Here is a 23,995-nt window from a genome sequence, read left to right as displayed (position 1 = left end):
GGATGAAATTTATTCCGAACAACTGTAATGAGAATTATTATCATTATGTTACCACTGTGTTATGGTGTTTGTTTCACTCATTGTTATGCGAAATCGCCAAGCTGTTATGCGTAATCGCCATTTACTATGAAAAGGCAACTTAGGTATGAATCCACGCTTATCAAAGGTTGAGTTATCAAGAAAAATCAAAGATGCAGGCTATGAAGATGCTTTTATTGAAGCAAAAGATATTGCTTCAAAGGAGCTGATTACCGGTAAGGTGTATTTTAAAAAACTGCCCAGTGGTATTGATGTACACTGCGTTAATATGACAGAGCATACTGAGGGTTATAGCAACTCGCAGATTGATGCCTGCATTAGCATTAATGTATTACTCGCCGGTAAGGTTAGCTTTGCACTGGAACATCAACGCTATGATATTCAAGCGCAAAGTTCGCCTGTATTATTCATCAACATTATCAATTCACAGCAGATATTTACTCGGTTTTTTACTCAGCAACAGCAGGTCAAAAAAGTCAATTTAAGCATTACCAAGCAATGGTTATTAACCCGCTGTGGCAGCATGGCTGACAGGCTGCATATTGAGAAAATATTTGCCTCGGCTCAGTCTGTTTTTCAGTGGCCATGCACTGAAAAACAACTAACATTAGCCGCTGAGCTGTATCAAAAAAGCCTCGATGAAACACTTAACTTCCAATGGGAATTAGAGCAACTGGCATTACAATTTTTTTGTGACAGTTTTACGCTACTGAGTGACAACCTCGATCGAGATGCGATTCCCCCAAAAGAGCCTGACGTTAACAACTCCCCTATACCAGTAAGTCAGTTTGATTTTGAGGCAAAAATTGAATCCTTACTATTTGAATCATTATCTCTCAAACAAATCGCTGACAAACTTGGCGCGAGTGTTAGTACCTTACAACGTTATTTTAAGTCGCATCACCAACTGACACTCAAAGAGTACATCCGCAATCAGATCCTTGAGCATGCAAGAAGACGCCTTATTTTTGACAATCAATCAGTGGGGGAAGTGGCATACCACTCAGGATACAACCATGTTTCTAACTTTTCTTCGGCATTCAAAAAGTACTTTTCGATGACGCCAATTGAAATGCAAAACCAATACAGAAACCTTGAGTAACTAGGCTTACATCACCACTTGCTTAAACAAGTTTTGCACGATAAACAAACCAATAAAGCACGCTACGGCCGATAATATTGGTGTGATAACCCAGCCCACTAATATCTTACCTAATACAGGCCATTGAATTGGCAATCGCTTTAAAAAAGCAATGCCTATCACGGCACCAATCACGGCTTGCGAGCTCGATACCGGCACCAATGGAATCGCTGGTAAGCCCATATTTACAAAGCCATTTGACAATGACTGCGACGAGAAAATAAATAGCACGATGGAATGCGCCATTACCACGACCCATGCGGTTACAGGTGTCATTGAAATCAAGTTACCACCCACAGTCATCATCACTTTTTTAGAGTAAGTAAATACCCCAATACTGATAGCAACAGCCCCTAAGAAAAACAACTGCATCGCCCCAGTAAACTCTATTCCAGCCAGCTCGATGGTATCGATAGGCGCGCTTAATACAAACACCCCCATCACATTAGCAATGTTATTCGCTCCTAAACTGTAGGCACCAAAAGCGCCAGCTAAAATCAAACCGACTCGAGTCCATTGGTCAAGCTGGAATAACCCAGGACGCCACCAGTTAATTGCTTTGGTCACCGCCTTATACAACAAAACTGCCGTAATTGCCGCTAAGATTGGACACATCACCCATGTGCTTAAAATTTTAGTGAGCACTTCGGGATCAGTTGCCATGCCACTGAATAGGTTCCAGCCAATAATCGCCCCTACAATGGCTTGCCCTGTGGATACTGGTAAACCTGATTTTGTCATTAAGTACACGGTTGTTGCTGCAGATAAAGCCACTGTGAAAGCACCACCAATAGCTGACACTTTACCCAGCGCGCCTAACGTATGTGACGCACCAGCACCACTTATCACAGCGCCTAAAATGACCATCACCGAACAAATCATCGCGGCAGTAGAGAACTTCACCATCCTTGAGCCAACTGCGGTACCAAAGACATTCGCAGCATCATTTGCACCCAGTGACCAACCTAAAAACAAGCCACTTGAAAGAAACACCCAAATCGCAATATCCATTTGCACTCCTTACTGAACGCGTTTTAACGTGAAAATGGCTACCCTGTCACTGATGTCTTCGGCTAAATTAGCCACTTGATCAATTCGGTCAAAGAAATAACGCAGCTGCACTTTGTTAATAAGTGGCAAGTCTGTATCAAATAAAATCGTTTTAGCTCGAGTACAGGCTTTATCTGCATCAGACTCAAACATGATCACTTTTTGATGATATTCCTGCACCCGCTGTAAATCGGTAAAAAAGCTTTTGGCGCACAATAAAGTGTGGTCAATGGTATTGCCTACAGCCTTAAGTAACACCATCAAATCAGCCTCAACCGCCTGAGGGATTAATGGCTTTTCAATTTGCAGGTGCAAACCTATAGTCTCTTGGCGATTGATTAGGCGGTCAGTTAAATCGATAAGTGACGCTACATCACCCCGTAAATCTGGAATAAGCGTCTTTCGATATAAGGTTTGTTCAATTTCTCGCTTGAGCACATCGGCTTCATGTTCAATAGCTTGTAATTCAGCTAACGCATTGGAAAACTCATCACTATTAGCGCCATGGGTGAGATACATTTGCCACATATAAACAAACTTATGTTGCGCTAAGGTCACTTGATCTAGAAATAAAAAAACATTGGTTTCGGTAGATTGACTCTGAGAAAGAAGCGTAGAAATCCGAGAAAAGCCAAACATTGGCATCTCCTTGTAGTATTGATAATGGAAGGTAAAGCGAAAACATGACCGGGCACTACCAATGGGAGTGAGGGTGATAATACCCAGTCATGGGTGAGTGCGGGAAACTAGTTGAATCCTTTACTCATTTTAAAAGTGGAACTTGTTTTCGAACCACTATGACCATGCTCATAACCGACAGATTCAACTTGTTGGTATAAGTATTGGTACATTTTTTCTAATTGCGCTTTGTCTTTAACATGCCCTTTAAACGAGAACTCATTAAAGCTGATACGTGGCTTACGGTAGTATGGAGTCCATACTTGAAAGTCCACTTCTACATTATCAAAACGCTTATCTTTTACCGCCCCTTCCCAGCCATGGGTGCGCATGACCATTGTTTGAATAACCTCATCTTGATGAGCTTCATAGATGTCGCCAACGATGTCCCACAACACAGAATGGCGCTTTAACACCTTAAATACCGAATCGATATCCACGTTTCTGACATCAATATCTGCTGGAGAATATGGCACGTCATAACTCACACTGTATGCCGCTTTACCATCGGTATAGTCAATTTCCGCTTTACGGTAATTAGACAGTTCACCAAAACTTTCTGGGTCAGCTGCACGTAGTTTCACGGTAATTTTACTTTTGCGAGGCTTACTCACATCTTCGCGCACACGGATATTGATATCCTTGGCTTTGAAAGCGCGATTTGGCGTATCTAAGTAAGTCACCAATTTGACTTTAAGGCGCTCTTCTAAATCGATAAAATTAAATGCTTCTTTAAATTCATCGGTTTGCTTAGTCGCTGCATAAGGCATCGTTTTAGCTGTCCCCGTATTCACGTGATACTCAAGTGAAGTAAACGCATCTGGCGATAATGCATAGGCACTAGAGCTTAAACACACATTCACCAAGCCAATTAAAAATAGATTATTTCGCATCAACATATCCCCTTAAATTAGAATGCAAATTGCAATCTGGCTTGGAAAATATTGCCATCTTGATCGTACATTTCGACACCGTTAATGTCGGTATATGGCTGCTTATAATCCGACTGACTGCGAACATAGTTAAACTGCGCTTTTAGGTTATTTTCTAAGTACCAGTTTACCCCCACGATGTAATCGGTTTTTTCTCCGCCATAGATATCGGCATCGGTATCATCGAAGTTAGCAACATCAACACGTGCAGCGATTTCCCAAGCACCATAGCCACCAGCAGAAATCGCATTTTCAGGTTTTACTGATTTAAAGGTGCCTTTCTTACTACCATAGTTCCATTGCTCGCCCGTTAAGGTATACACAGCTTGTAAGTAATAGGCATCAACGCTTACCGACTCATCGTCAACTTGATCCGCTTTTGACGTTACATATTCACCTTGGATCAGTAAATTACGGTGCTGATAAGCCAACTCTAAGCCATAACTTTGCACTGATTCAGCATCAAACTTACCAGTATCAATAGTGCGGCTAACGGGTTTACTGCTAGGTCTTGCACGGTAACGCATTTCTTCAGCTTCACTATTATTGTTGGTGTACATACCACTCACACCAATATGCAATAAATGATCACTGGTATTAATCGGCGCCATAGTAAAGCGGCCGTTGTAGACATCTTGTTTGAAGTTTAAATCATCATCATTGATGTTAGCGGTTGTACCTAAGCCCAGCATCAAGTTGTAGTCATTACCTTTATACAACCATTGCACACCCACATTACGATCTGGTGAGAAGGTATCTGTGCTCGCACGCTCTAAAAAAGCAAGGTGAGCAGAACTGCCTGTCGCCTCTAAGCCGAAGCCAAATTTTTGAAAACCAATTTCAAGCTCTTGGTTCTCCCAGCCACGGTAACTCACATTGGCATCTTTGACTTCTACTTCTGATTCCCCATCAAAATCAAATTCTAACGAGTACTTCCAAACATTTGAAAAGTAACCTTCTACACCAAAGCGGACTCGTCGGAAGTCGACCGTGTTTGCTCCGCCTTCAAATTCACGTTTACTGCCAGTGTAGAAATCATCAGAGTTCACATAGTCCAATTGAATACGACCAGAAAACTCCATGGTCGACTTGCCGTCTTTCGATATAAACTCTGGTGACGGGCTGCTGCTTGAGAACGTTAATCGGTCAGTTTGATTAGCGGCATCTTTTGCTTCAATTAATTCCATTTCTAGTGCATCTAAGCGTTCTTCTAGTTCTGTCACACGGTCGCTATCAGCTGCCATTGCAGCACCTGAAAAACAAAATAACGATATCGCGACAGCCTTAGCTACGCCCGAAACTGAAAACACATTTTCTTTGCTCATCTTTCTCTTCCTTAGATTTATTTTAAGACTAATGTGGAACAAAAATGTTTCTATCCTGTTAGGCATAGAGTAGATCTACAGCAGAAGAAAAAACATGATCAACATCAACTAATTACAACTTAATCTGACAATTATTAACTAATGAGATCTGGGTGCAACTTGTTCATTGTCGGGTGTTTTTTTTATATTAGGCAGCCGAATCCCGCATTAGAATTATCTCAATTCAAACGCAACGATTCCCGGTCTTTTAGGTTAAATTACCTGTATGGTTTTAGGCTTTATATGAGAAGCGATTTGAGCGCCGTACCAGCCGATAAAATCAGAAAGTAATTATTTAACCTGTTCTAATCTATGGATCCCTTTACGGCTGGTCGTGAGTTTATAGCGTTGATAAACGCTATCAGCATCGGTTTTAATTTCTACAATAACGTTTATGGGATACACACTGTGCACATTGTATTGTTTTATGTTGTTATCTGTTTCTTGCCAGTGACAACGAATGGTTCTTGGTAAAAAACGTAAACGCTTACTTAAATTAAGTGTCAGTTTGTCTCTAAACTTAAATAAAGGTTCTTCACCGTTTTTTAAATGTGATTGATATAAGCGTTTATATACCAACGCTTCTTGGGAGCTATGGCTATCTGCACGGTAGAAACGTTTACGAAGCTGATTAATTTTGGCTGGTAAGGCCTCAGCCTTTTGTCGATACAAGGTTTCTTTGGCATCAAAAACAAGTTGACCAGAGTCGGCTTGATGAAAACGATAATGATGCTGAGAGTATTTAGAAAAATACTTCTCCATAAAATAGTTACGCCCCAATTCCTTGATGCGGTCTTTAAAAATATATGACAACACCAATGAAAAGAAAAAAGGGGTCGAGAAATTGCCAAAAGCCCTTTGGGTTGCAAAAGCCACTCCCGTGGCAAACGCCATTGCTAATGCCGCAGCAAAACCAAAAATAAGTTGCTCTGCCACTTCGCCGTTTTTAAGTCGCTTACGAGATAATTGATAAGGTCTATGAATGACTCGTTTTGCAATATGTAAGCGGTTAAGTAACTTTTCTCTGCCAGCTTCTGATTTAGGCATTAACGTCAGATTACGCAGTTCAGCCTCTTCGGTTAACCGATGAATGTGAGTATTCAGCCAAGCTTTTTCTTCTTTAGATGCCTTATGTTTCGCTTCTAGTAAACACTGGTGATAGTGGTAGCTAATGACATGCAATGCCAATTTAAATAATTTACTTTGGATAACACCCGCTTCATTGTCATGAACCTGTGAGAACTGCTCTATTCTGTCCCCCATAAACCGTAATCGCCGAGCACTGCCAATGGTAAGATCTTGCTCTGTCATTTGATGGGAAGGTAAAAAGTCTTCAGGTTGTAAATCGAGTAACCCGCAAACAAATTCAGATAAGGCCAACACATAACGACGTTGGTTGGCCTTAGCTGTAGCATAAGCAGTTTGCTTAATGATCAATAAATCACGATCAATAGTATTACAGCTGATGGGGTCAACTTTAATAAGCTGCTGTTGCTGTAGGAGATTATGATAAAAACTACTTTTATTCATGACGTCGCTATTGTCAGCCAACTTAGCAGGATAGAAGAAATACACCTGCAATTGCACTCGACTTAACTCAGGTGGAATTTCCAGCTGAATCGTTAAGTGGTACTCATCGGCTATCGATAGCGACAACATGACATTCACCCTACCATTGAGTGAAAGGTTGCTTCATTAGCATCGAGTTATAGTAACGCGCATCACCAGTGACTTCTTCTGCTAACCAACTTGGTTTATGAACGGTTTGCGCTTCATCTGTCAATTCAACCTCTGCGACAGTCAGCCCTTGGTTGCTGCCGTAGAACTCATCAACCTCGAAGATGTGTCCTTCGAAATCGACAAGATAACGAGTTTTGTCGATGACGCCTGGTTCACAGATTTTCAATAGTTCTTGCGCCTCTTCAACAGTGATTTCTTTTTCCCATTCATAACGCGACGCACCTGACTCATTACCAATTCCCTTAATGGTTAAAAACCCTTTATCGCCTTTTACCCGAACTCGCACAGTACGTTGCGGCACACTACTTAAATAACCTTGAATAATGCGCACAGACTTAGCTGCTTGAGCTTTAAATTCGTCACTTGAGACTAAATATTTACGTTCAATTTCTTGTGCCATGATAGCTATTCCCTAAAAATGAATTTGTCGCTGTTACCACTTTTGCCTATTAAGTCGGCCAAGTGAATTAATTCGCTAATGGCAAGTTTTTCATGCCGATAACACGCTTAATAGCTTGAAGGTAGTTAATGTTTTCAACCCCTTCTAAACGCAAATCTTTTACTGTTGTTTGGATATCATCAAGCTCGGTAGATTCACTGTTTACACTGACTAAGCGCGCACCGTTCACTAATACATTGGCGACCTCACAAATGGTGTTATTGACCATGTAACCAAAACGTTCTTTGTGAATTTTAACTGCTTGAAGATCTGGGTGGGCATCGATGATATCGATAAACTCTTCAAAGCTATAGGTTTCTTTCGCTAATGCAGGTTGTTCTACCATAAATGCAGGGAAAATCTCTTCTACAAGCTGAGATTTAGCAATCGGGAATTCTGCTTTTAACTTAGGATCCCACTGCTCTAGACCATCTACCGTTTGCACATAACTTTTAACATCCATTTTGCCATCGCGAATTTTGGTGTTATTCAAATCATTGGTGCGAGACATAATGTAAATCTCATCACTTTCACGACGCCATACCTTTTCTGGAACCGGTACAGATAAACGCGCCATACGTTCTGCAGCTTCAGTAAAGTCCTGCCCAAACGTACGGAACTCAAAGCGTGGTTTCGAAATTTCACCAATTGTTAATTCAGACATACTGTTTCCTTTCATATCAAGTCGTTGTTATTGAGTACCCTTTTACAGTACTCCTGTGATTGACAAAAAAAACAGATCTAGATCAACTTTTATTAATTTTAGTCTCAACCTAATCTTACAATCATAAATCAAAAGAACATATTTAAATAAATATAACCCATAAAAATCAACAAATTAAGCAAACCCCAAAGTTAACACAAACAAAAGTAAAAAATATTAATTGAAAACTAATTGGTTATTTTATTGATCTTGATCCAGTTTTATCCTCACGTTAAGGGGTATGGTTAGCCCATAAGGATTTCAGCTAAAGGTCATAAGAAAATGAGCAAAGAAGTTACGGAACGGATAGACCCCCTTGACATGAATCAATATCGAATGGAAAGGTTGCCTGTCAGATCAAAATCAAACTTTGAGTTGTGGCTAGCACGAAGCGGTATATGGATTGCCTTGGTGGTTTTTGTTGCGATATTAACCGGTGCTCCAGCCTCATTTTTAACTCAATTTGATCCCGCTATGCTAAGTCATTCGGCAGCAGAACACTTTCATGAAGTGGGCTTAACGGAGTTTAGTTGGCACGGCCAAGCCATGTTAGCTATCTTTTGTGCGGCGGTGATTCTATGGATTACCGAGCCTATTCCTAACTACCTTACTTCGCTAATGGTCATTATCGCCTTAGTGTTAACTGGCGTTCTGCCCGAGCGTCAAGCATACGCTCAATTAGGCCACCCTATTATGTGGCTTAACATTCTCTCTTTCATCTTGGCATCTATGTTGGTGTCCTCAGGCGCAGCCAAGCGTTTCGCCTTATGGTTTATATGCCGCTTTGGCACAAGCGCTACACCCATTTTTTATAGTTTTATGGTGATCAACCTAGTGCTATCAGCATTCATTTCAGCCACCACAGCAAAAGCCGCCATCTTGATGCCCATTTTTATGGTAATCGCTGCGGTGTATGGTGCCAGAGGCGGTGACAATAAGAATAATTTTGGCCGTAACTTAGTGCTGCAAAACTTACTACAAATCAACTTATGTGCAGGTGCATTTGTTACTGGCTCAGGAGCAAACTTATTAGCAGCAAGTTTAATTGCTGGCGCGATAGGGGGAAGTTTTTTCTTTGCTGACTGGATGATTGTCGCATTACCCATTGTGGTTTGTATGATTGTTATTGGCTGGCTGCTAGCAACAAAAATATTCTTTCCGTTGGCACCAGAAGAACGCTTACCGCAAATTGAAGGCGGTATGGAGCGCTTAAAAGAAGAACTAGAAAAAATGGGGAAAGTCTCATTCCGTGAGATAAAATCGATCGTCATTTTCGTCACCATTTTGGTTTTTTGGGCAACGGATAAATATCATGGCGTGAGCGCAACAGCGATAGCATTTATTGGTGCCATCGTCGCCTTATGCCCACGTATTGGAGTGGTGAACTGGAACCAAGTCGATGTCCCTTGGCATTTACTCCTATTCTCTGCAGGTGCTTACACCTTAGGCGCAGGTTTTAAACAAACTGACTTACCTAATCTGGCAGTAAATTTTAGCCTAGAATATTTTGGCATGGATGAATCAACCCCATTCAGTGTGTTTTACATTGCCCTCACTGGCGCCATGTTACTGAGCTCGCTAGTATTTCAGTCTAAAACGATGCGAACCATGTTGTTTGTGCCTATCGCAATTGGGATTGCACAGCGATTTGATTTCCCAATCATGAGCTTGGCATTGCCTGTCGCGTTATTGATTGAGCATGTGTATGTGCTTCCCTTTAACAGTAAACCAGCCTTGTTACTTTACTCAACAGATCAGTACAGTCTGAGCGATAGCTTTAAGTTTGGCTTTACGATGTTAATGATAGGCTGGGCCACCAGCATTCTAATGGGTGAAACCTGGTTTAGGTGGTTAGGTTATACCCCTAACGGCGTTTTTTGGTAAGATGTTTTTAGATGGTAAATACTTAATGATAATAAGCAGATATGAATTCAAATAAAAATGAAATTCGCAGTAAACTTGCTCTGCTTCAGCTAGCAACTGAACTTGGCAGTATCAGTAAAGCCTGCGATATTATGGGTTATAGCCGTGATAGCTATTACCGCTTTAAAAAACAATACGAAGAGGCTGGTGAGCGAGGGTTAAAAAACCTCTCTCGTAAAAAACCAGCCCTTAAAAATCGAGTCTCTCAAGAAGTTGAAGATCAAGTGATTGAGATTGCACTCGATTACCCTAATTACGGCCAAGCCAAAGCCGCTGAGCTGCTAACTGCTCGAGGGTGTACGATTTCAGCCAGTGGCGTTCGCACTATTTGGGTTAGGCATAATCTTGAAACCAAAAAAAATCGCTTAGTTGCTTTAAACAGCCACCTACGACAACAAAACCAGCTTAGCTTCAAAAGCCAGCATGATATGGAGCAGCTCTACAAGCTTGAACAAAATGAAACGGCTTTAGACTGTAAATATCCTGGCGATGTGTGTGTACAAGATACGTTTAGTATCGGAGTTGTTGAGCCTATCGGTCAGCTATTTCAGCACACCTTTATCGATGCCTACAGCCAATATGCCATTGTAATTGTGACTGATAATAAAGAGTCTGCGACTGCGGCTGAATTTTTATCAACCACGGTTATGCCTTGGTATCAAGAACACAAGATACCCATCAATAGTCTACTGACCGATAGAGGGGCGGAGTTTTCAGGCAAACAGTCGGCAGCGCCGTTTAAGCAGCTGCTTGAACAAACCGAGATAAACCATATTCAAATGCGTGCATATAACGGACCTGTAGTTAATGGTTTAGCGGCACGTTTTCAACAGCTCGCTTACGATGAATTTTATGCGCCTTTTTTAAAAAATCATCGCATTACCGATATCGAAGAGCTCAATACCCAACTGCAAAAATGGCTCAACCGCTATAACCATCAATATGCGATTGCTGGTCGTTATACCTTGGGTAAAACAGCTGTTGAAGTCTTAGCTCTCAGTAAGCATTTGCTAACGTAAACAACAGCCTCATGGGTTGTCATTAATATACAAACCTTTGAGGTGTCACCCTTTTGAGCTTCACCCTTACAAAGCTTCATTTTATTGAAAGCTTGTAAGGGTGAAGCTTTTTTATTGATTAATAATCAATCGTGGTATCAATTGATTACCAAGGTATGTAAAAATATTGTTTCACCTTACTGGCAGTAATTCAGGATTGAGCAACTGAGCCAGAATTACATTGAGTATTGGTGCTGTTATACGTTAGTCATTGACACACCACACATAAATCACAAGGAAGTTATATGGACTTTTCTGACGGCATTTTACAGCTGAATTCATTTTTTACCGTCACTATCGGTATTATCGTGCTGTTTGTTGGCAGACGCTTAAATCAGGTCGTAGGTTTTTTAAAAGAGTTCAGTATTCCGGAGCCTGTTTCTGGCGGTATTGTTTTCTCGATAATGTTTACCTTCATTTACGCCATCGCCAGTGTTGAGGTGACTTTTGATTTAATGGCTCGAGATATTCTCTTGGTGTACTTCTTTACCACGATTGGGATTAATGCAAGCTTAGGGGATTTAAAGAAAGGTGGAAAACCCTTAGCCATTTTACTGGTAGTGACCATTGGCTACATGATTTTGCAAAACTTAACAGGTATTGGCGTTGCCACATTGTTTAACCAAGAACCAGTTGTTGGCTTATTAGGAGGCAGTGTCTCGTTAATTGGTGGTCACGGCACCGCTATCGCCTGGGCGCCCAAAATTCAAGAACAGTTCGGCCTAACCAGCGCAATGGAAATCGGCATCGCTAGTGCAACATTCGGCCTGATATTAGCCAGTTTAATGGGTGGTCCGATTGCTAAATACCTAATTAATAAGCACCAATTAAAACCTTCGGTTGATTTAGATGCATCAAACACGCAAGGTAAAGAAACCGAAACACCAGTCAAAATGACATCTTTTGATTTTTTAGACGCCCTGCTTGCTATTCATATTTGTGTCATCCTCGGCTTTATTCTTAATGAAGTTGTCAGTAATTTTGGTTTAGATTTACCTTTATTTGTTACCTGCTTATTTGCAGGTATTGTGGTCACCAACTTAACCCCAAAAAGTTACCCAAGACTAACAGGTACAGCTTGGCCTACACGTACTGCGGCTGTCGATTTAATCGCAGATATGGCATTGGGTACTTTCTTAGCTATGTCATTAATGAGTATGCAATTGTGGACGCTTGTTGATTTAGCAGGCCCTATCTTCGCCATTCTAGGTATGCAGTTTATTGTCGCTATATTAGTGAATCTATTTGTCGTATTTCCTGCAATGGGTAAAAACTACGACGCTGCCGTTATTTGTTCTGGCTTTGGCGGTATTTCATTAGGTTCTACTCCTACCGCAATGGCAAACATGTCAGCCGTATCTATGCGCTACGGCTATTCAGCTCAAGCCTTTATTATTGTGCCACTGGTTTGTGCATTCTTTATCGACCTTGCTAATGCGTTAATCATTCCTTATTTTATCGGCTTGATGCAATAACGCTATACAATCAAAAAAGGCCATCTTGTGATGGCCTTTTTAATATCAATTCAATCAACTGATGTAGGGCCCACACCTTACTGCCACCAGCATTGGCCTCATATAATTACGGCGACACTCAATATCAATTCATCGCCAAGCTCATACTAAACATAAATGGTACCTAACAGGTATAACACCCCGTAACCTGATACCAATACTCGCTGACCTTCAAGCTGACAATAAAGCACTCCTCCTCGTGCAGAGGCTTGTCTTGCGACTAAGGTTTGCTTCTCTAAAATAGCGCCCCAATATGGAACTAAACCAGCGTGAATAGACCCTGTGACAGGATCTTCATCACCGCCGTTTGCAGGCCAAAAGTAACGAGAAACAAAGTCATACTCGGACTCAGCAACATCGACTTGTGCTGTTACCACAACATCTAAGGGCGCAAGCGTTTTTAGAATGTCAGATTGATATTGCAGCCGCTCTACCTCATCAACTGATGACATGATCGCAAAATAAGCCTGTCCGCTTTTTAACACAGCTCGCGGCGTAATAGACAAACCAGCAATTAATGCTTCAGGGACTTTATTAAGCGGTGCGGGCGCCCTGTTAGGAAAGCTCATTTGAATTCGACCATCAGCCAATTGCGTCACGGATAAACTGCCAGCATGGGTCGTCATAAACTGCAGCTCGCCTTCACAGCCTAAATGGTCAAATAAAACAAAGGAGGCAGCCAAAGTAGCATGACCGCAGAAGTCTATTTCTGTTAATGGAGAAAACCAGCGGATCTCATAGCGATTGTGAGAAAAGAATTTAATAAAAGCCGTTTCTGATAAGTTATTTTCTGCTGCAATATGTTGCATTAACTCATCATCAAGCCAATCGGTTAAAGGGACGACCGCGGCTGAATTACCTTTAAATTGTTTGTCAGTGAAAGCATCTACGACATATATTTCTAATTCCATGACCACGCTCCAAATCCTTTTGCGGCAGCAGTAACTTAATTCAGACTACAGCCAGTATCTTTGTCAATTTCAATGCATAAAGCGTACATATCAGCTAACCAGCTCATACACCATAAAGATTAATAGCGAGTTAACCGACTATTCATTAAAACCAATTTTCGAGATGATAGCTACGACTAAACACTCTTCATACCAGTCATTGACACAGGTTCGATTGAGTAATCACGATCAATTTCAATCACTTTTCTTCCACATCACCCATGTTATTTTTTAATCATTAATATTAAAACCAATCCATATTGAGCGATTAGAAAAGTTTGATTAATCACTTAACGATTCAATTTTATTCATGACACTTAGCTGTATTAACGCACTTGAGTCCATCAAATCTCGATATTAAAAACCAAGGAAATAACGATGAATCAAACGTTAATGTTATGGAAATAAATACCCATAATCTTAAAACCAGCATCATAAAAGGAATAATGAGCTATTGCTTAATGTCTGTCACCTAAGCAATAGCTGTTTAGGCATTACTCATTGAAATAATCGTGATTTTTCGATTAAAATAACTAAACAGCCATTCCAGCTGCAACACCAGATGACCAAGCCCATTGAAAGTTGAACCCTCCGAGCCAGCCACTGACATCCATGACTTCACCGATAAAATACAAACCAGCAACCGATTTCGCTTCCATGGTTTTCGATGACAATTCATTCGTATCAACGCCACCTAACGTCACTTCTGCAGTACGATAACCTTCTGTGCCATTCATCACAATTGACCACTCATTTAAGTCTTTAGCTATTTGCTGTCGTTCGCCATGGCCTAATTGATTTAGGGCTTTATCAAGTTGTGCGGCATCAAATAACGCCTCAACCAAACGCTTTGGTAACCATTGGCTAATGGTATTGCGTAAGCTTTGCTTAGGGCTATTAGCTAAAGCAATTTCAAGCTTTTCAGCCGCGATTTCATTAGGCAATAAATCAATACTAATAGCTTGACCCGCTTGCCAATAATTTGAAATTTGTAAAATAGCTGGCCCTGATAAACCACGATGGGTAAACAACAACGCTTCACTAAACTGCGTGCCGTCTTCTGCTGTAATCGTTGACGGTACAGCAATACCTGATAGCGGCTCAAAACGTGCCTTTTGATCACTATGCCATGTAAAAGGGACTAAACCCGCTTGCGTTGGCAGCACCGATAATCCAAATTGTTCAGCAAGCTTATAGCCATATGGCGACGCACCAAGTTTCGGCATAGATAACCCGCCTGTTGCGATAACCAGTGAGTCACAGCTAAAGTCCCCATTTGACGTCAGCACTTCAAATTGGCCTTGAGCATTCTTGCTTACAGTGGTCATTTCTGTTCGTAGTTGCACTTTTGCGCCAGCCCATTCACATTCCGTCATCAGCATATTGACGATGTCTTTCGCTGAGTCATTACAAAACAGTTGACCATGATCTCGCTCGTGATAATCAATACCATGACGTTCCACAAGTTCGATAAAATCTGAAGAACGATACCTTGCCAGTGCAGACTTTACAAAGTGGCTGTTACCACAGATAAAATTGTGCGGTTCAACTTTTTGGTTGGTAAAATTACAACGCCCACCACCACTAATCAGAATTTTTTTACCCGCTTGTTTGGCATTATCCAATACCAGTACGTCACGACCTCGATAGCCTGCAGTTGCTGCACACATTAAGCCCGCAGCTCCTGCACCAATAATAATTACGTCATGATGTATCACTTGTTTACTCTCTCACTTTGGGTGGTGCTAATAAGGCATTGTCCAACAAACCGGGTTAACTATCTGCCGAAAATAAAGCGCTATTCATAACAGACTACTTTATCATCAGACACAAAAAAGGGCGCTATATTAGCACCCTTTCAGTCGTATTCACACTCACGCTACTCAGAGATGGTCTCAGACTTTTGGTCTCGCCCTAGTAGCTCTTTAGCCGCTTCAACTGGCGTTTTACCTTGATAAAGCACTTGGTAAATTTGCTCAGTTATCGGCATTTCAACACCAAGTCGTTTCGCTAATGTGTAAACTTCTTTGGTATTACGATAACCTTCAACCACTTGACCAATTTCTGTTTGCGCAGTATCGACATCACTGCCTTTACCTAATGCTAAACCAAAACGGCGGTTACGTGATTGGTTATCGGTACAGGTCAACACTAGGTCACCTAAACCTGCCATTCCCATAAAGGTGTTACTGTCGGCACCCAGTGCCACACCAAGACGAGTCAATTCAACCAAACCACGAGTGATTAATGCTGTACGCGCATTGGCACCAAAGCCAATACCATCAGACATGCCAGCACCAATTGCGATAACGTTTTTTACCGCGCCACCTAATTGTAAACCGGTAAAGTCATCATTTGCATAAACACGTAAGCGTTTAGGACTATGCAATAACTCTACTAAATCACTGGTAAAGTCGGCACAGGTACCTGCAACTGAGATTGCTGTAGGCATTCCAGCAGCAAGCTCTTTAGCGAATGTTGGCCCAGATAACACAGCGAGAGGAATATCGTCCCCTAATTGTTCTCGAGCAACATCTTGCAATAATCGACCTGTTTCTGGCTCTAAACCTTTAGTTGCCCAGACAATGCGAGCATCATCTCGAAGCAATGGTTTAGCTTGACTGAGAACTAAACCAAATACATGGCTTGGTACTACAACCAACACATTTTTACTCGCTGCTAATGCTTTACCTAAGTCAGACTCTAGCTCAAGCGTATCAGGGAAAGCGATCCCTGGTAAAAATGCGCTGTTGGCTCTGTCTTTAGCAAGGGCTTCCATGTGCTCAAGCTCATGACCCCATAGCAAGGTCTTATGACCACTGCTGGCGAGAGAAATGGCAAGGGCGGTGCCATAAGACCCCGCCCCTAATACCGTAATTTCGGTAGCGTTACTCATAAATATTAAGCGTTTTCTTCAGCAGCTGGTGCTGCAGCAGCTTCTTGCTGGCGCTGTTGAACGTATTGAGCGAATAACGCGTCAAAGTTCACTGGAGCAAGGTTAAGCTGTGGGAACGTACCACGAGAAACTAAGTTACCTACTGTTTCACGTGCGTATGGGAATAAAACGTTAGGGCAGTATGCACCTAAAGAGTGAGCCAATTGCTGCTCAGTTAAACCAGTGATAGAGAAAATACCAGCTTGTTGTACTTCACATAAGAAAGCGGTTTCGTCGCCATTTTGTGCAGTGACGGTTAACGAAAGAACAACTTCATACACGTCGTCAGAAAGTTTGTTGCTACGAGTATCAAGATCTAGCTTAACTTCTGGGTTCCATTCTTTTTGGAAAACAGCTGGGCTGTTTGGCGTTTCAAATGAAACATCTTTAGTGAATACGCGTTGAATGTTGAATTGTGGTGCTTGTTCTTCGTTGTTTGCTACTTCAGCCATGATTTCCTACCTTCAAATGTGTTTTAGCTCTTCTGTGAGGCTAATTTTAAATTTGGGCTTTTATTCCTAAAACCTAGCCAAAGCCTAGATATTAGTCCATCCCGATTAAAGTTGATCTAACTAGTTAACAAAACGCCTTAAAGCCCTTTATACAAGTAGGATCTTGTTGGACCCGCTAACATTCATTAGCAAGTCGCTGGATATATTTACTTCTTACCTTTTACTGTTGGTAAGTTTGCAGCAGTCCAGTCGCCCATTCCGCCTTTTAAGTTGCTGACATTTTCAAAGCCTTGTGTAACAAGAAGTTGAGCTGCTTGCGCAGATGTCATTCCAGCATTACATACAGTAATAATGGGACTGCTTTTATACTTTTCAAGGGCAGTGGCTTTATTATTTTTAATTTCAGACAAAGGCACGTTTAACGCATCTACGATATGCCCTTTACGGAACTCTTCTTGCGAACGAACATCAATCACTTTACCGCCTTGCTTGTTCATCAGCATGGTCAATTCTTGTGTGTTGACGTTGATAACTTTAGATGTTGCTGTCTTAATTGTCGTTACAATTACAGCGATGAACAAACCAACCCAAGCGATACTTAAAACTGGGTTCGCCTGAAAAAATTCAATATATTCTTGCATCTTCTCTGCCTACTTTTAGATTGGCTAAAATTAATAAGCCACAGAGTATACCGACTGCGTCTTTATAATGCAGCAAGTTCACGCTTAATCATCACCGATGGGAGCTTATTAGTGACACTTTACACATTAAAGGTTGCATAAAATTAACAAGCCAGCGCCAAAATCATGATGATTTCGCTTTCATTGCAAAAAATTCATCTTGGCTAACCGGTATACCAGCTCCGATATTGCTATATAAATCGGCATGAAGAACAGGCTATATAAGGTAAATATCTTTTTCAGCGCCAGCATAAGTAGTAATATCCATATCAATTAAATTTTACTTTCTCATAAACTTTACACTTTAACTTTAAAAATAGAGGTACTTCCATGGCGACTCAAAAGCGTCCACTGGCATTACTTATCTTAGATGGCTGGGGCTACCGTGAAAATACGCATAATAATGCGATTTATCATGCCAACACCCCTGTTATAGATAAACTTAATGCTACTTACCCCCATAGCCTGATTTCTGGTTCAGGTATGGATGTTGGCCTACCTGACGGTCAAATGGGTAATTCAGAAGTCGGCCATATCAATATTGGTTCTGGCCGCATTGTCTATCAAGAGCTGACTCGTATCAGTAAGTCTATTGCTGACAATGAGTTTGCACAAAACACTGCACTGTGCGAATCCATTGATAAAGCCATCAGCAAAGATGGCGCTGTGCATATCATGGGGTTAATGTCGCCAGGTGGTGTACATAGCCATGAAGAGCATATTGAAGCTATGTGTCGTATGGCTGTAGAGCGTGGTGCCACAAAAGTGTACTTGCATGCATTTTTAGATGGCCGTGATACGCCTCCACGCAGCGCTAAAGGCTCATTAGAGCACTTTGACGAACTGTTTAAATCTCTAGGTCACGGTAAAATAGCCTCACTTCTTGGTCGCTATTATGCAATGGACCGTGATAACCGCTGGGATCGTGTTGAAAAGGCTTATAACCTTATCACCCAAGGCCAAGCTGAATTTAACTTCTCAAGTGCTGTCGATGCATTAGAGGCGGCATATGCGCGTGATGAAAACGATGAATTTGTAGCTGCTACGACCATCGGTGATACTGTGTCATTAGAAGACAATGACGCACTGATATTTATGAATTTCCGTGCTGACCGAGCTCGCCAAATCACTCGCAGTTTTGTTAATGCCGATTTTGACGGTTTTAAGCGCCAGGTAACACCTAGTGTGAACTTTGTCATGTTGACGAACTATGCCAACGACATTAAAGCTCCCGTCGCTTTCCCTTCTACTGACTTAGTAAATACCTTAGGTGAAACATTACAAAACCTAGGCAAGACTCAGTTACGTATCTCTGAAACCGAAAAATATGCTCACGTAACATTTTTCTTTAATGGCGGCAAAGAGCAGCCATTTGAAGGTGAAAGCCGCGAGTTAATTAAGTCTCCTGACGTAGCAACTTACGATCTTCAACCAGAGATGAACTCAACTGAACTAACCGATAAATTGGTTGCTGCAATTGAGTCTAACGAGTTTGATGTCATCATATGTAACTACCCTAATGGCGATATGGTTGGTCATACTGGCAACTTCGATGCTGCAGTAAAAGCATGTGAAGCGGTTGATGCTTGTATTGGCCGAGTTGTTGATGCATTACAAAAAGTTGGCGGCGAATGCTTAATTACAGCCGATCATGGTAATGCTGAGCAAATGACTGATGAAACCACAGGCCAAGCACATACTGCTCACACAAGTGAGTTAGTGCCATTTATCTACGTCGGTCGTGACGCGACAATTGAAGATGGTGGCCGATTGAGCGATATCGCGCCAACTATGTTAACCTTGATGGAACAAGACGTGCCATCAGAAATGACAGGCCGCTCAATCATTAATCTCAAAGAGTAAATAGCCACTCGTGAATAGACGACAACTGTTCAAAGCCAGCATATTTGCTGGCTTTCTGATAATTTCATCATCAGTTCAAAGTGCCGATCTGAATAAGCGTCAGTCAGAGCTTAAAGCCATTCAAGCGCAGATCAATCAACAACAAAACTCTTTGAAAGACACCAGTCGTCAACGAGAAAAGCTCATCTCGCTGCTTAAGCGTGATGAGCAAGCTATTTCAAATGCAGCTCAAAAAGTCAATCAAACCCAATCTTCACTAACTCAAGTTAACAGTAAACTTAGTGAGTTAGAGACTGAAACGATTCAATTAGACAAGCGGCGAACTACGCAACAAAAAACCTTATCAAAGCAATTATCTAGTGCCTATTTGGCTGGTAATCATGACTACTCAAAAATGATGTTAAACCAGCAGAATCCAGCGACTGTTGAACGTATGTTGGCTTACTATCAGTACCTTAATAATGCTCGAATTAAAGCCATTACAGATTTAAAGGCGACCATAGAGCAATTAGACACAGTCAAGCAGCAGCAAGTCACTGAACAACAAAAGCTTAATGCACTTATTATTGAGCAAAAGCAACAAGCTGAACAACTGAGTAAAGAGCAAAGCCAACGTAAACAAACGTTGGCACAAATTCAGCGAACCTTAACGAGTAAAGGGGCTGAACTTGAGCAAATGCAAATCGAAGAAGCCAGCTTAAAGCGGCTTATCGAGCAGGCGTTACTTGCAGCTAAAGACAATCCTGAAATGGACGGCCTTGCTAAACGACGAGGCAAATTAAACTGGCCTACTAAAGGGCATTTAGCCTCTAAATTTGGCAGTCGCCGCTCAGGACAAATACGCTGGAAAGGCGTCGTTATCGCTGCACCAGAAGGACGGAGTATTACCGCTGTTGCGCCAGGTACCGTCATTTATGCTGATTGGCTACGTGGTTTTGGTATGGTCATGGTTGTCGATCATGGTGAGGGCTACATGAGCCTGTACGGCCACGCTCAGGCACTGTTAATTCAGCCAGGAGAAACTGTACAGAAAGGAGAATCTATTGCTCTTGTCGGGAGTTCAGGCGGACAGACAGAATCTGGCCTATACTTTGAAATACGACACAAAGGGCAAGCCGTTAACCCAGCGAAATATTGTCGATAAACAACTGGCTAGGAAGCCTAACTCGCTGAACTAACCGACGCCCTGTATGTACCTTGACGGTATTAAGGGGCTGTTATGATGCAATTTGCACGCTATTTATTATGTTTTTTCTTGGGTATTTCAGTTGCACTTTCGATGAGCTTGTCTAGCTCTGAGCAACATTATAAATCAGATTCTGAGTACAGCTACAGCCTGCTACTTGATGTGATAGATACCATCCACACTTATTACTTTAATGACGTCAATCGCGAACAACTGATCGAGTTTGCCATTGATGGCATTTTTACAAATCTCGACCCATATTCAGGCTTTTTAGACGCTAACGATTACCAAAGCATCAATGACAATAATAGTGGCCAATACTTTGGATACGGTTTCGAAGTAGCCACCGATGATGACCAAATCACGATTATTACTCCTTACCCTAACTCTCCTGCAGCTAGAGCCAACTTGCAGCCTGGTGATAAAGTACTTCAGCTAAACGATACTGTCATAGACAGTGCGAATTTAACTGATGTGTTAATGGATATTAAACAGAACAGCAACGCCAAACAAACCATTAATTTAACCATCGAGCGTGAAGAAAATGCGCCGTTCGAGTTGTCACTTAACCCTGAACTTATTCATATAGAATCGATCAATGCCAAAATACTCAAAGGTAATATTGGTTATATCCAATTGAATTCATTTCAAGAAGATGCAACAAGCGCCATCATTAGACAATCTAAACTTTGGAAGGACATTGAGTTAACAGGGCTTATTCTGGATGTGCGTAATAATCCTGGTGGGTTATTAGGACAGGCCATCAGTATCGCTGACTTGTTTTTACAAAATGGGCTCATTGTTTCTACCGAAGGAAGATTTTTTGATGCCAACGAAGTGTATTACGCATCCCAGCCAGCCATTTTTAAGCACGTTCCTATGGTGGTATTAATTAATAAGGGTTCTGCATCTGCATCAGAAGTGCTTGCTGCAGCACTACAAGAAAATAACCGCGCAACTTTAGTCGGTGAAACAAGTTTTGGTAAAGGCACAGTACAAAGCCTGATCCCTATGTTAGAAATGGGCAATGCCATTAAACTCACCATCGCCAAATATAGTACGCCAGATGGTAATGATATCCACAGCAAAGGAATTGAACCTGACATCAAAATTTCTAACGAAGCTATTCTAAATTCTGAATATCTGGATATAATTGAGCAATCAACTGCGCAATATGATGAGCCACAGGATGGCCAGATTTCTTCAGCTATTGCATGGATAACAACACATAACTAAAAAGCAGATTCAGTGCGCTACTTATTTTTTTTATTAACGTTACTTTTTATTGGTCCAGTTCAAGCAGTCAACATAGCAATCATCATTGACGATATCGGTTATCGTCAATCAGATGAGGCTGTGTTGTCACTTCCAAATAGCGTGACACTGTCAGTATTACCTCATACACCATTAGGCCAAAAACTTGCCGAGCAAGGACATCATCAAGGAAATGAAATCATGCTGCATATTCCTATGCAGGCCTTGAACGGTAAAAAACTGGGTAATGGTGGACTGACTAATCAAATGAGCGAACAACAACTCAAACAAGAGTTAACGGCATCGCTTGCCAATATCCCATATGCCAAAGGTGCAAATAACCATATGGGCAGCTTGCTAACTCAGTTAGACAACCCGATGAACTGGTTAATGGAAAGCCTAAAGCAGAAACAGCTTTATTTTGTCGATAGTGTGACTACACGTTACAGCAAAGCCAGTAGTAAGGCAGAGAAACACGGTGTACCACTGCTACGTAGAGAGATATTCTTAGATAACGATGTCAGTGAAGTTGCACTTGAAAAGCAATTTTCACAAATCATTGAGAAAGCAAAACAGCAAGGAAGTCTAGTTGTTATAGCGCACCCTTACCCTGAAACGGTACGCTTTTTAAATCAAAACTTATATCGATTAGAGGCAAAAGGCATTAACCTAGTTCATACATCGACATTACTGCCTGTCACAATGGCAAAAAGCGAGGGGCTAGCTCAACTCAAGTACTGAGATAGAGAGATCAGGTAACGTCTCTAGTAATTCATCTGCATTTGCGACAATATCAGCCAACGTTGATTCAGCAAGCACCGCCATATAAGCCGCTACCGCTTTAGCCAATATACCTTTTAAGCTACATGCTGGTGTAAATCGGCAATAAGGCTCAGTGCAATTAACTGGCGCTAATGATGGCTCTAGTTCACCGACCAACTTAGCCAAGTTAATGTCAGCTGGCGCCACTGCCAGTTTAAATCCGCCACTCTTACCACGTATGGTTTGTATGTAGCCAAGCTTACCTAAATGATGAATAATCTTCGCAACATGGTTTGAAGATAACTCAAACACCGTAGTCACTTCCGCAATACGAAATAATGACTCTCTTTTTGGCTGTGCAGCAAGGTACATTAGAATACGAATGCCATAATCAGTATAGCGAGTTAGTTGCATGAGTTAGTTCCAACATTTAAATACATAATCAACAAGTGGATGATTCAAGATCAGTAATCAACCAAAGCGCTTGTTCATTTGACGTACTACACACATCGATTGTGGCAGTAAAATCCGAGCATACTTTAGGTCTAGAGGGATCGCCGAACAGTTTACAAAGGTTGTCATCATTTAACTGAATACAACGTTCTCCAGCAGGTTTACCATTTGGCATTCCTGGAATTGGGCTTGTAATAGAAGGTGCGATGCAGCAAGCACCACAACCAAGACGGCAGTCCATAAAAGTACCTAAGTGTTAAAGCAGCAATATATCTTACTAATGGCTAATATAGAATCATCTTTTCTATAAAACGCACTCAAAATACATCTTTAAGTAAAAAATGAGAGTTACGTAGAAATTATAACCTGATATTCAATGCATTGTGATGGCGCTATATGGCGTTAACTATCAATGATATTTCTGTTAGTTAAGCTATATGCGAAAAAAGTGGCACGACACAATAGCCCGTTATTAAGCTAACAAGAACAAACGATGACAGCGTTCAATTAAAGCGTAATAGAATTTAAGTTTAACGCAGCACGTAAATTTCGACTCAAAACGAAAAAAGCCTCTACATTGCTGTAGAGGCTTTCGTCTTTATGTTGGCGGAGCGGACGGGACTCGAACCCGCGACCCCCGGCGTGACAGGCCGGTATTCTAACCAACTGAACTACCGCTCCTTTAGCAAAATGCTTACGCGTAATGCTAAATGCTTTTTAAGTCGCTAACTTGTCAAAGTTAGTAGACTCGCTTTATCGTGATAAAGCTACTCTTTCGAGTAAATTAGGCGCTTGGCAATGACCTACTTTCACATGGGGAGACCCCACACTATCATCGGCGCGATTGCGTTTCCACTATCATCGGCGCGATTGCGTTTC

The 23,995-nt window shown here is 41.5% G+C and carries 22 protein-coding genes and 1 tRNA gene; 8 read left to right on the top strand and 15 right to left on the bottom strand.

From position 1 onward, the window contains the following. The first annotated feature begins 145 nt into the window (after nt 1–145). A complete protein-coding gene (locus A9267_RS19825; protein WP_065110477.1) occupies nt 146–1,141 on the top strand; it encodes a helix-turn-helix domain-containing protein in 996 nt (331 codons plus the stop codon). Between the two features lie 6 nt (nt 1,142–1,147). Here the strand turns inward: A9267_RS19825 and A9267_RS19820 are convergent, their stop codons facing one another. From A9267_RS19820 to A9267_RS19790, 7 genes are all read right to left on the bottom strand, one after another. Beyond that, nucleotides 1,148–2,191 carry an inorganic phosphate transporter gene (locus A9267_RS19820; RefSeq protein WP_065110476.1) on the bottom strand — a complete coding sequence of 348 codons (1,044 nt, stop codon included), beginning with the start codon at nt 2,189–2,191 and terminating at the stop codon, nt 1,148–1,150. Nucleotides 2,192–2,200: 9 nt separating this feature from the next. Continuing rightward, nucleotides 2,201–2,869 (bottom strand): DUF47 domain-containing protein, encoded by a 669-nt coding sequence (locus tag A9267_RS19815; protein ID WP_055024112.1) that lies wholly within the window; start codon nt 2,867–2,869, stop codon nt 2,201–2,203. Between the two features lie 107 nt (nt 2,870–2,976). Beyond that, a complete protein-coding gene (locus A9267_RS19810; protein WP_065110475.1) occupies nt 2,977–3,801 on the bottom strand; it encodes a hypothetical protein in 825 nt (274 codons plus the stop codon). Between the two features lie 17 nt (nt 3,802–3,818). Beyond that, nucleotides 3,819–5,165: an OprO/OprP family phosphate-selective porin gene (locus A9267_RS19805; RefSeq protein ID WP_055024110.1), complete on the bottom strand. Its 1,347-nt coding sequence runs from the start codon at nt 5,163–5,165 to the stop codon at nt 3,819–3,821. A gap of 330 nt (nt 5,166–5,495) precedes the next feature. After that, nucleotides 5,496–6,863, bottom strand: coding sequence for a hypothetical protein (locus tag A9267_RS19800; RefSeq protein WP_065110474.1), 1,368 nt, complete (start codon nt 6,861–6,863; stop codon nt 5,496–5,498). 10 nt (nt 6,864–6,873) lie between these two features. After that, on the bottom strand, nt 6,874–7,344 hold the full coding sequence (locus tag A9267_RS19795) for a CYTH domain-containing protein (protein WP_055024108.1): 471 nt from the start codon (nt 7,342–7,344) through the stop codon (nt 6,874–6,876). 67 nt (nt 7,345–7,411) lie between these two features. Continuing rightward, nucleotides 7,412–8,047, bottom strand: a complete 636-nt coding sequence (locus A9267_RS19790) for a hypothetical protein (protein ID WP_065110473.1) — start codon at nt 8,045–8,047, stop codon at nt 7,412–7,414. 321 nt (nt 8,048–8,368) lie between these two features. On the opposite strand from A9267_RS19790, the gene A9267_RS19785 reads away from it, so the two are divergent. From A9267_RS19785 to gltS, 3 genes are all read left to right on the top strand, one after another. Beyond that, nucleotides 8,369–9,970 carry an SLC13 family permease gene (locus A9267_RS19785; protein ID WP_055024106.1) on the top strand — a complete coding sequence of 534 codons (1,602 nt, stop codon included), beginning with the start codon at nt 8,369–8,371 and terminating at the stop codon, nt 9,968–9,970. A 41-nt stretch (nt 9,971–10,011) separates the two neighbouring features. Then, nucleotides 10,012–11,028 carry a helix-turn-helix domain-containing protein gene (locus tag A9267_RS19780; protein WP_065110472.1) on the top strand — a complete coding sequence of 339 codons (1,017 nt, stop codon included), beginning with the start codon at nt 10,012–10,014 and terminating at the stop codon, nt 11,026–11,028. A 284-nt stretch (nt 11,029–11,312) separates the two neighbouring features. After that, nucleotides 11,313–12,542 (top strand): sodium/glutamate symporter, encoded by a 1,230-nt coding sequence (gltS, locus tag A9267_RS19775; RefSeq protein WP_065110471.1) that lies wholly within the window; start codon nt 11,313–11,315, stop codon nt 12,540–12,542. Between the two features lie 146 nt (nt 12,543–12,688). On the opposite strand, the gene A9267_RS19770 is transcribed toward gltS, so the two are convergent. The 5 genes from A9267_RS19770 to A9267_RS19750 all read right to left on the bottom strand — a co-directional run bounded on the left by A9267_RS19770 (nt 12,689) and on the right by A9267_RS19750 (nt 17,559). Then, complete coding sequence (locus A9267_RS19770) at nt 12,689–13,492, bottom strand: PhzF family phenazine biosynthesis protein (protein WP_065110470.1); 804 nt, start codon at nt 13,490–13,492, stop codon at nt 12,689–12,691. Nucleotides 13,493–14,064: 572 nt separating this feature from the next. Beyond that, nucleotides 14,065–15,249, bottom strand: a complete 1,185-nt coding sequence (locus A9267_RS19765) for an NAD(P)/FAD-dependent oxidoreductase (protein ID WP_065110469.1) — start codon at nt 15,247–15,249, stop codon at nt 14,065–14,067. A 161-nt stretch (nt 15,250–15,410) separates the two neighbouring features. Beyond that, complete coding sequence (gpsA, locus tag A9267_RS19760; protein ID WP_065110468.1) at nt 15,411–16,427, bottom strand: NAD(P)H-dependent glycerol-3-phosphate dehydrogenase; 1,017 nt, start codon at nt 16,425–16,427, stop codon at nt 15,411–15,413. A 5-nt stretch (nt 16,428–16,432) separates the two neighbouring features. After that, nucleotides 16,433–16,918, bottom strand: a complete 486-nt coding sequence (secB, locus tag A9267_RS19755; protein WP_055024080.1) for a protein-export chaperone SecB — start codon at nt 16,916–16,918, stop codon at nt 16,433–16,435. Nucleotides 16,919–17,124: 206 nt separating this feature from the next. Then, complete coding sequence (locus A9267_RS19750; RefSeq protein WP_065110467.1) at nt 17,125–17,559, bottom strand: rhodanese-like domain-containing protein; 435 nt, start codon at nt 17,557–17,559, stop codon at nt 17,125–17,127. A gap of 369 nt (nt 17,560–17,928) precedes the next feature. On the opposite strand from A9267_RS19750, the gene gpmM reads away from it, so the two are divergent. The 4 genes from gpmM (at nt 17,929) to A9267_RS19730 (ending at nt 22,642) form a co-directional block, all read left to right on the top strand. Continuing rightward, complete coding sequence (gpmM, locus tag A9267_RS19745) at nt 17,929–19,461, top strand: 2,3-bisphosphoglycerate-independent phosphoglycerate mutase (protein ID WP_065110466.1); 1,533 nt, start codon at nt 17,929–17,931, stop codon at nt 19,459–19,461. 10 nt (nt 19,462–19,471) lie between these two features. After that, nucleotides 19,472–20,605 (top strand): murein hydrolase activator EnvC family protein, encoded by a 1,134-nt coding sequence (locus A9267_RS19740; protein WP_055024077.1) that lies wholly within the window; start codon nt 19,472–19,474, stop codon nt 20,603–20,605. Nucleotides 20,606–20,680: 75 nt separating this feature from the next. Beyond that, nucleotides 20,681–21,883, top strand: a complete 1,203-nt coding sequence (locus tag A9267_RS19735; protein ID WP_055024076.1) for a S41 family peptidase — start codon at nt 20,681–20,683, stop codon at nt 21,881–21,883. 12 nt (nt 21,884–21,895) lie between these two features. Continuing rightward, complete coding sequence (locus A9267_RS19730) at nt 21,896–22,642, top strand: divergent polysaccharide deacetylase family protein (RefSeq protein WP_065110465.1); 747 nt, start codon at nt 21,896–21,898, stop codon at nt 22,640–22,642. Here the strand turns inward: A9267_RS19730 and A9267_RS19725 are convergent. The 3 genes from A9267_RS19725 to A9267_RS19715 form a co-directional block, all read right to left on the bottom strand. Continuing rightward, complete coding sequence (locus A9267_RS19725) at nt 22,622–23,077, bottom strand: Rrf2 family transcriptional regulator (protein WP_065110464.1); 456 nt, start codon at nt 23,075–23,077, stop codon at nt 22,622–22,624. The two genes, A9267_RS19730 and A9267_RS19725, sit on opposite strands and share 21 nt — an antisense overlap. Before the next feature lie 28 nt (nt 23,078–23,105). Then, nucleotides 23,106–23,357 carry a YkgJ family cysteine cluster protein gene (locus A9267_RS19720; protein ID WP_065110463.1) on the bottom strand — a complete coding sequence of 84 codons (252 nt, stop codon included), beginning with the start codon at nt 23,355–23,357 and terminating at the stop codon, nt 23,106–23,108. Between the two features lie 363 nt (nt 23,358–23,720). Beyond that, nucleotides 23,721–23,797: transfer RNA gene (locus A9267_RS19715), tRNA-Asp, on the bottom strand. Nucleotides 23,798–23,995 lie beyond the last annotated feature (198 nt).

The organism is Shewanella sp. UCD-FRSSP16_17 (assembly GCF_001675935.1).
In the GTDB taxonomy this organism is placed as follows: Bacteria; Pseudomonadota; Gammaproteobacteria; order Enterobacterales; family Shewanellaceae; genus Shewanella; species Shewanella japonica.
Note: the sequence above shows the minus strand (reverse complement) of the source record. Positions and strands in the feature narration are given on the sequence as shown.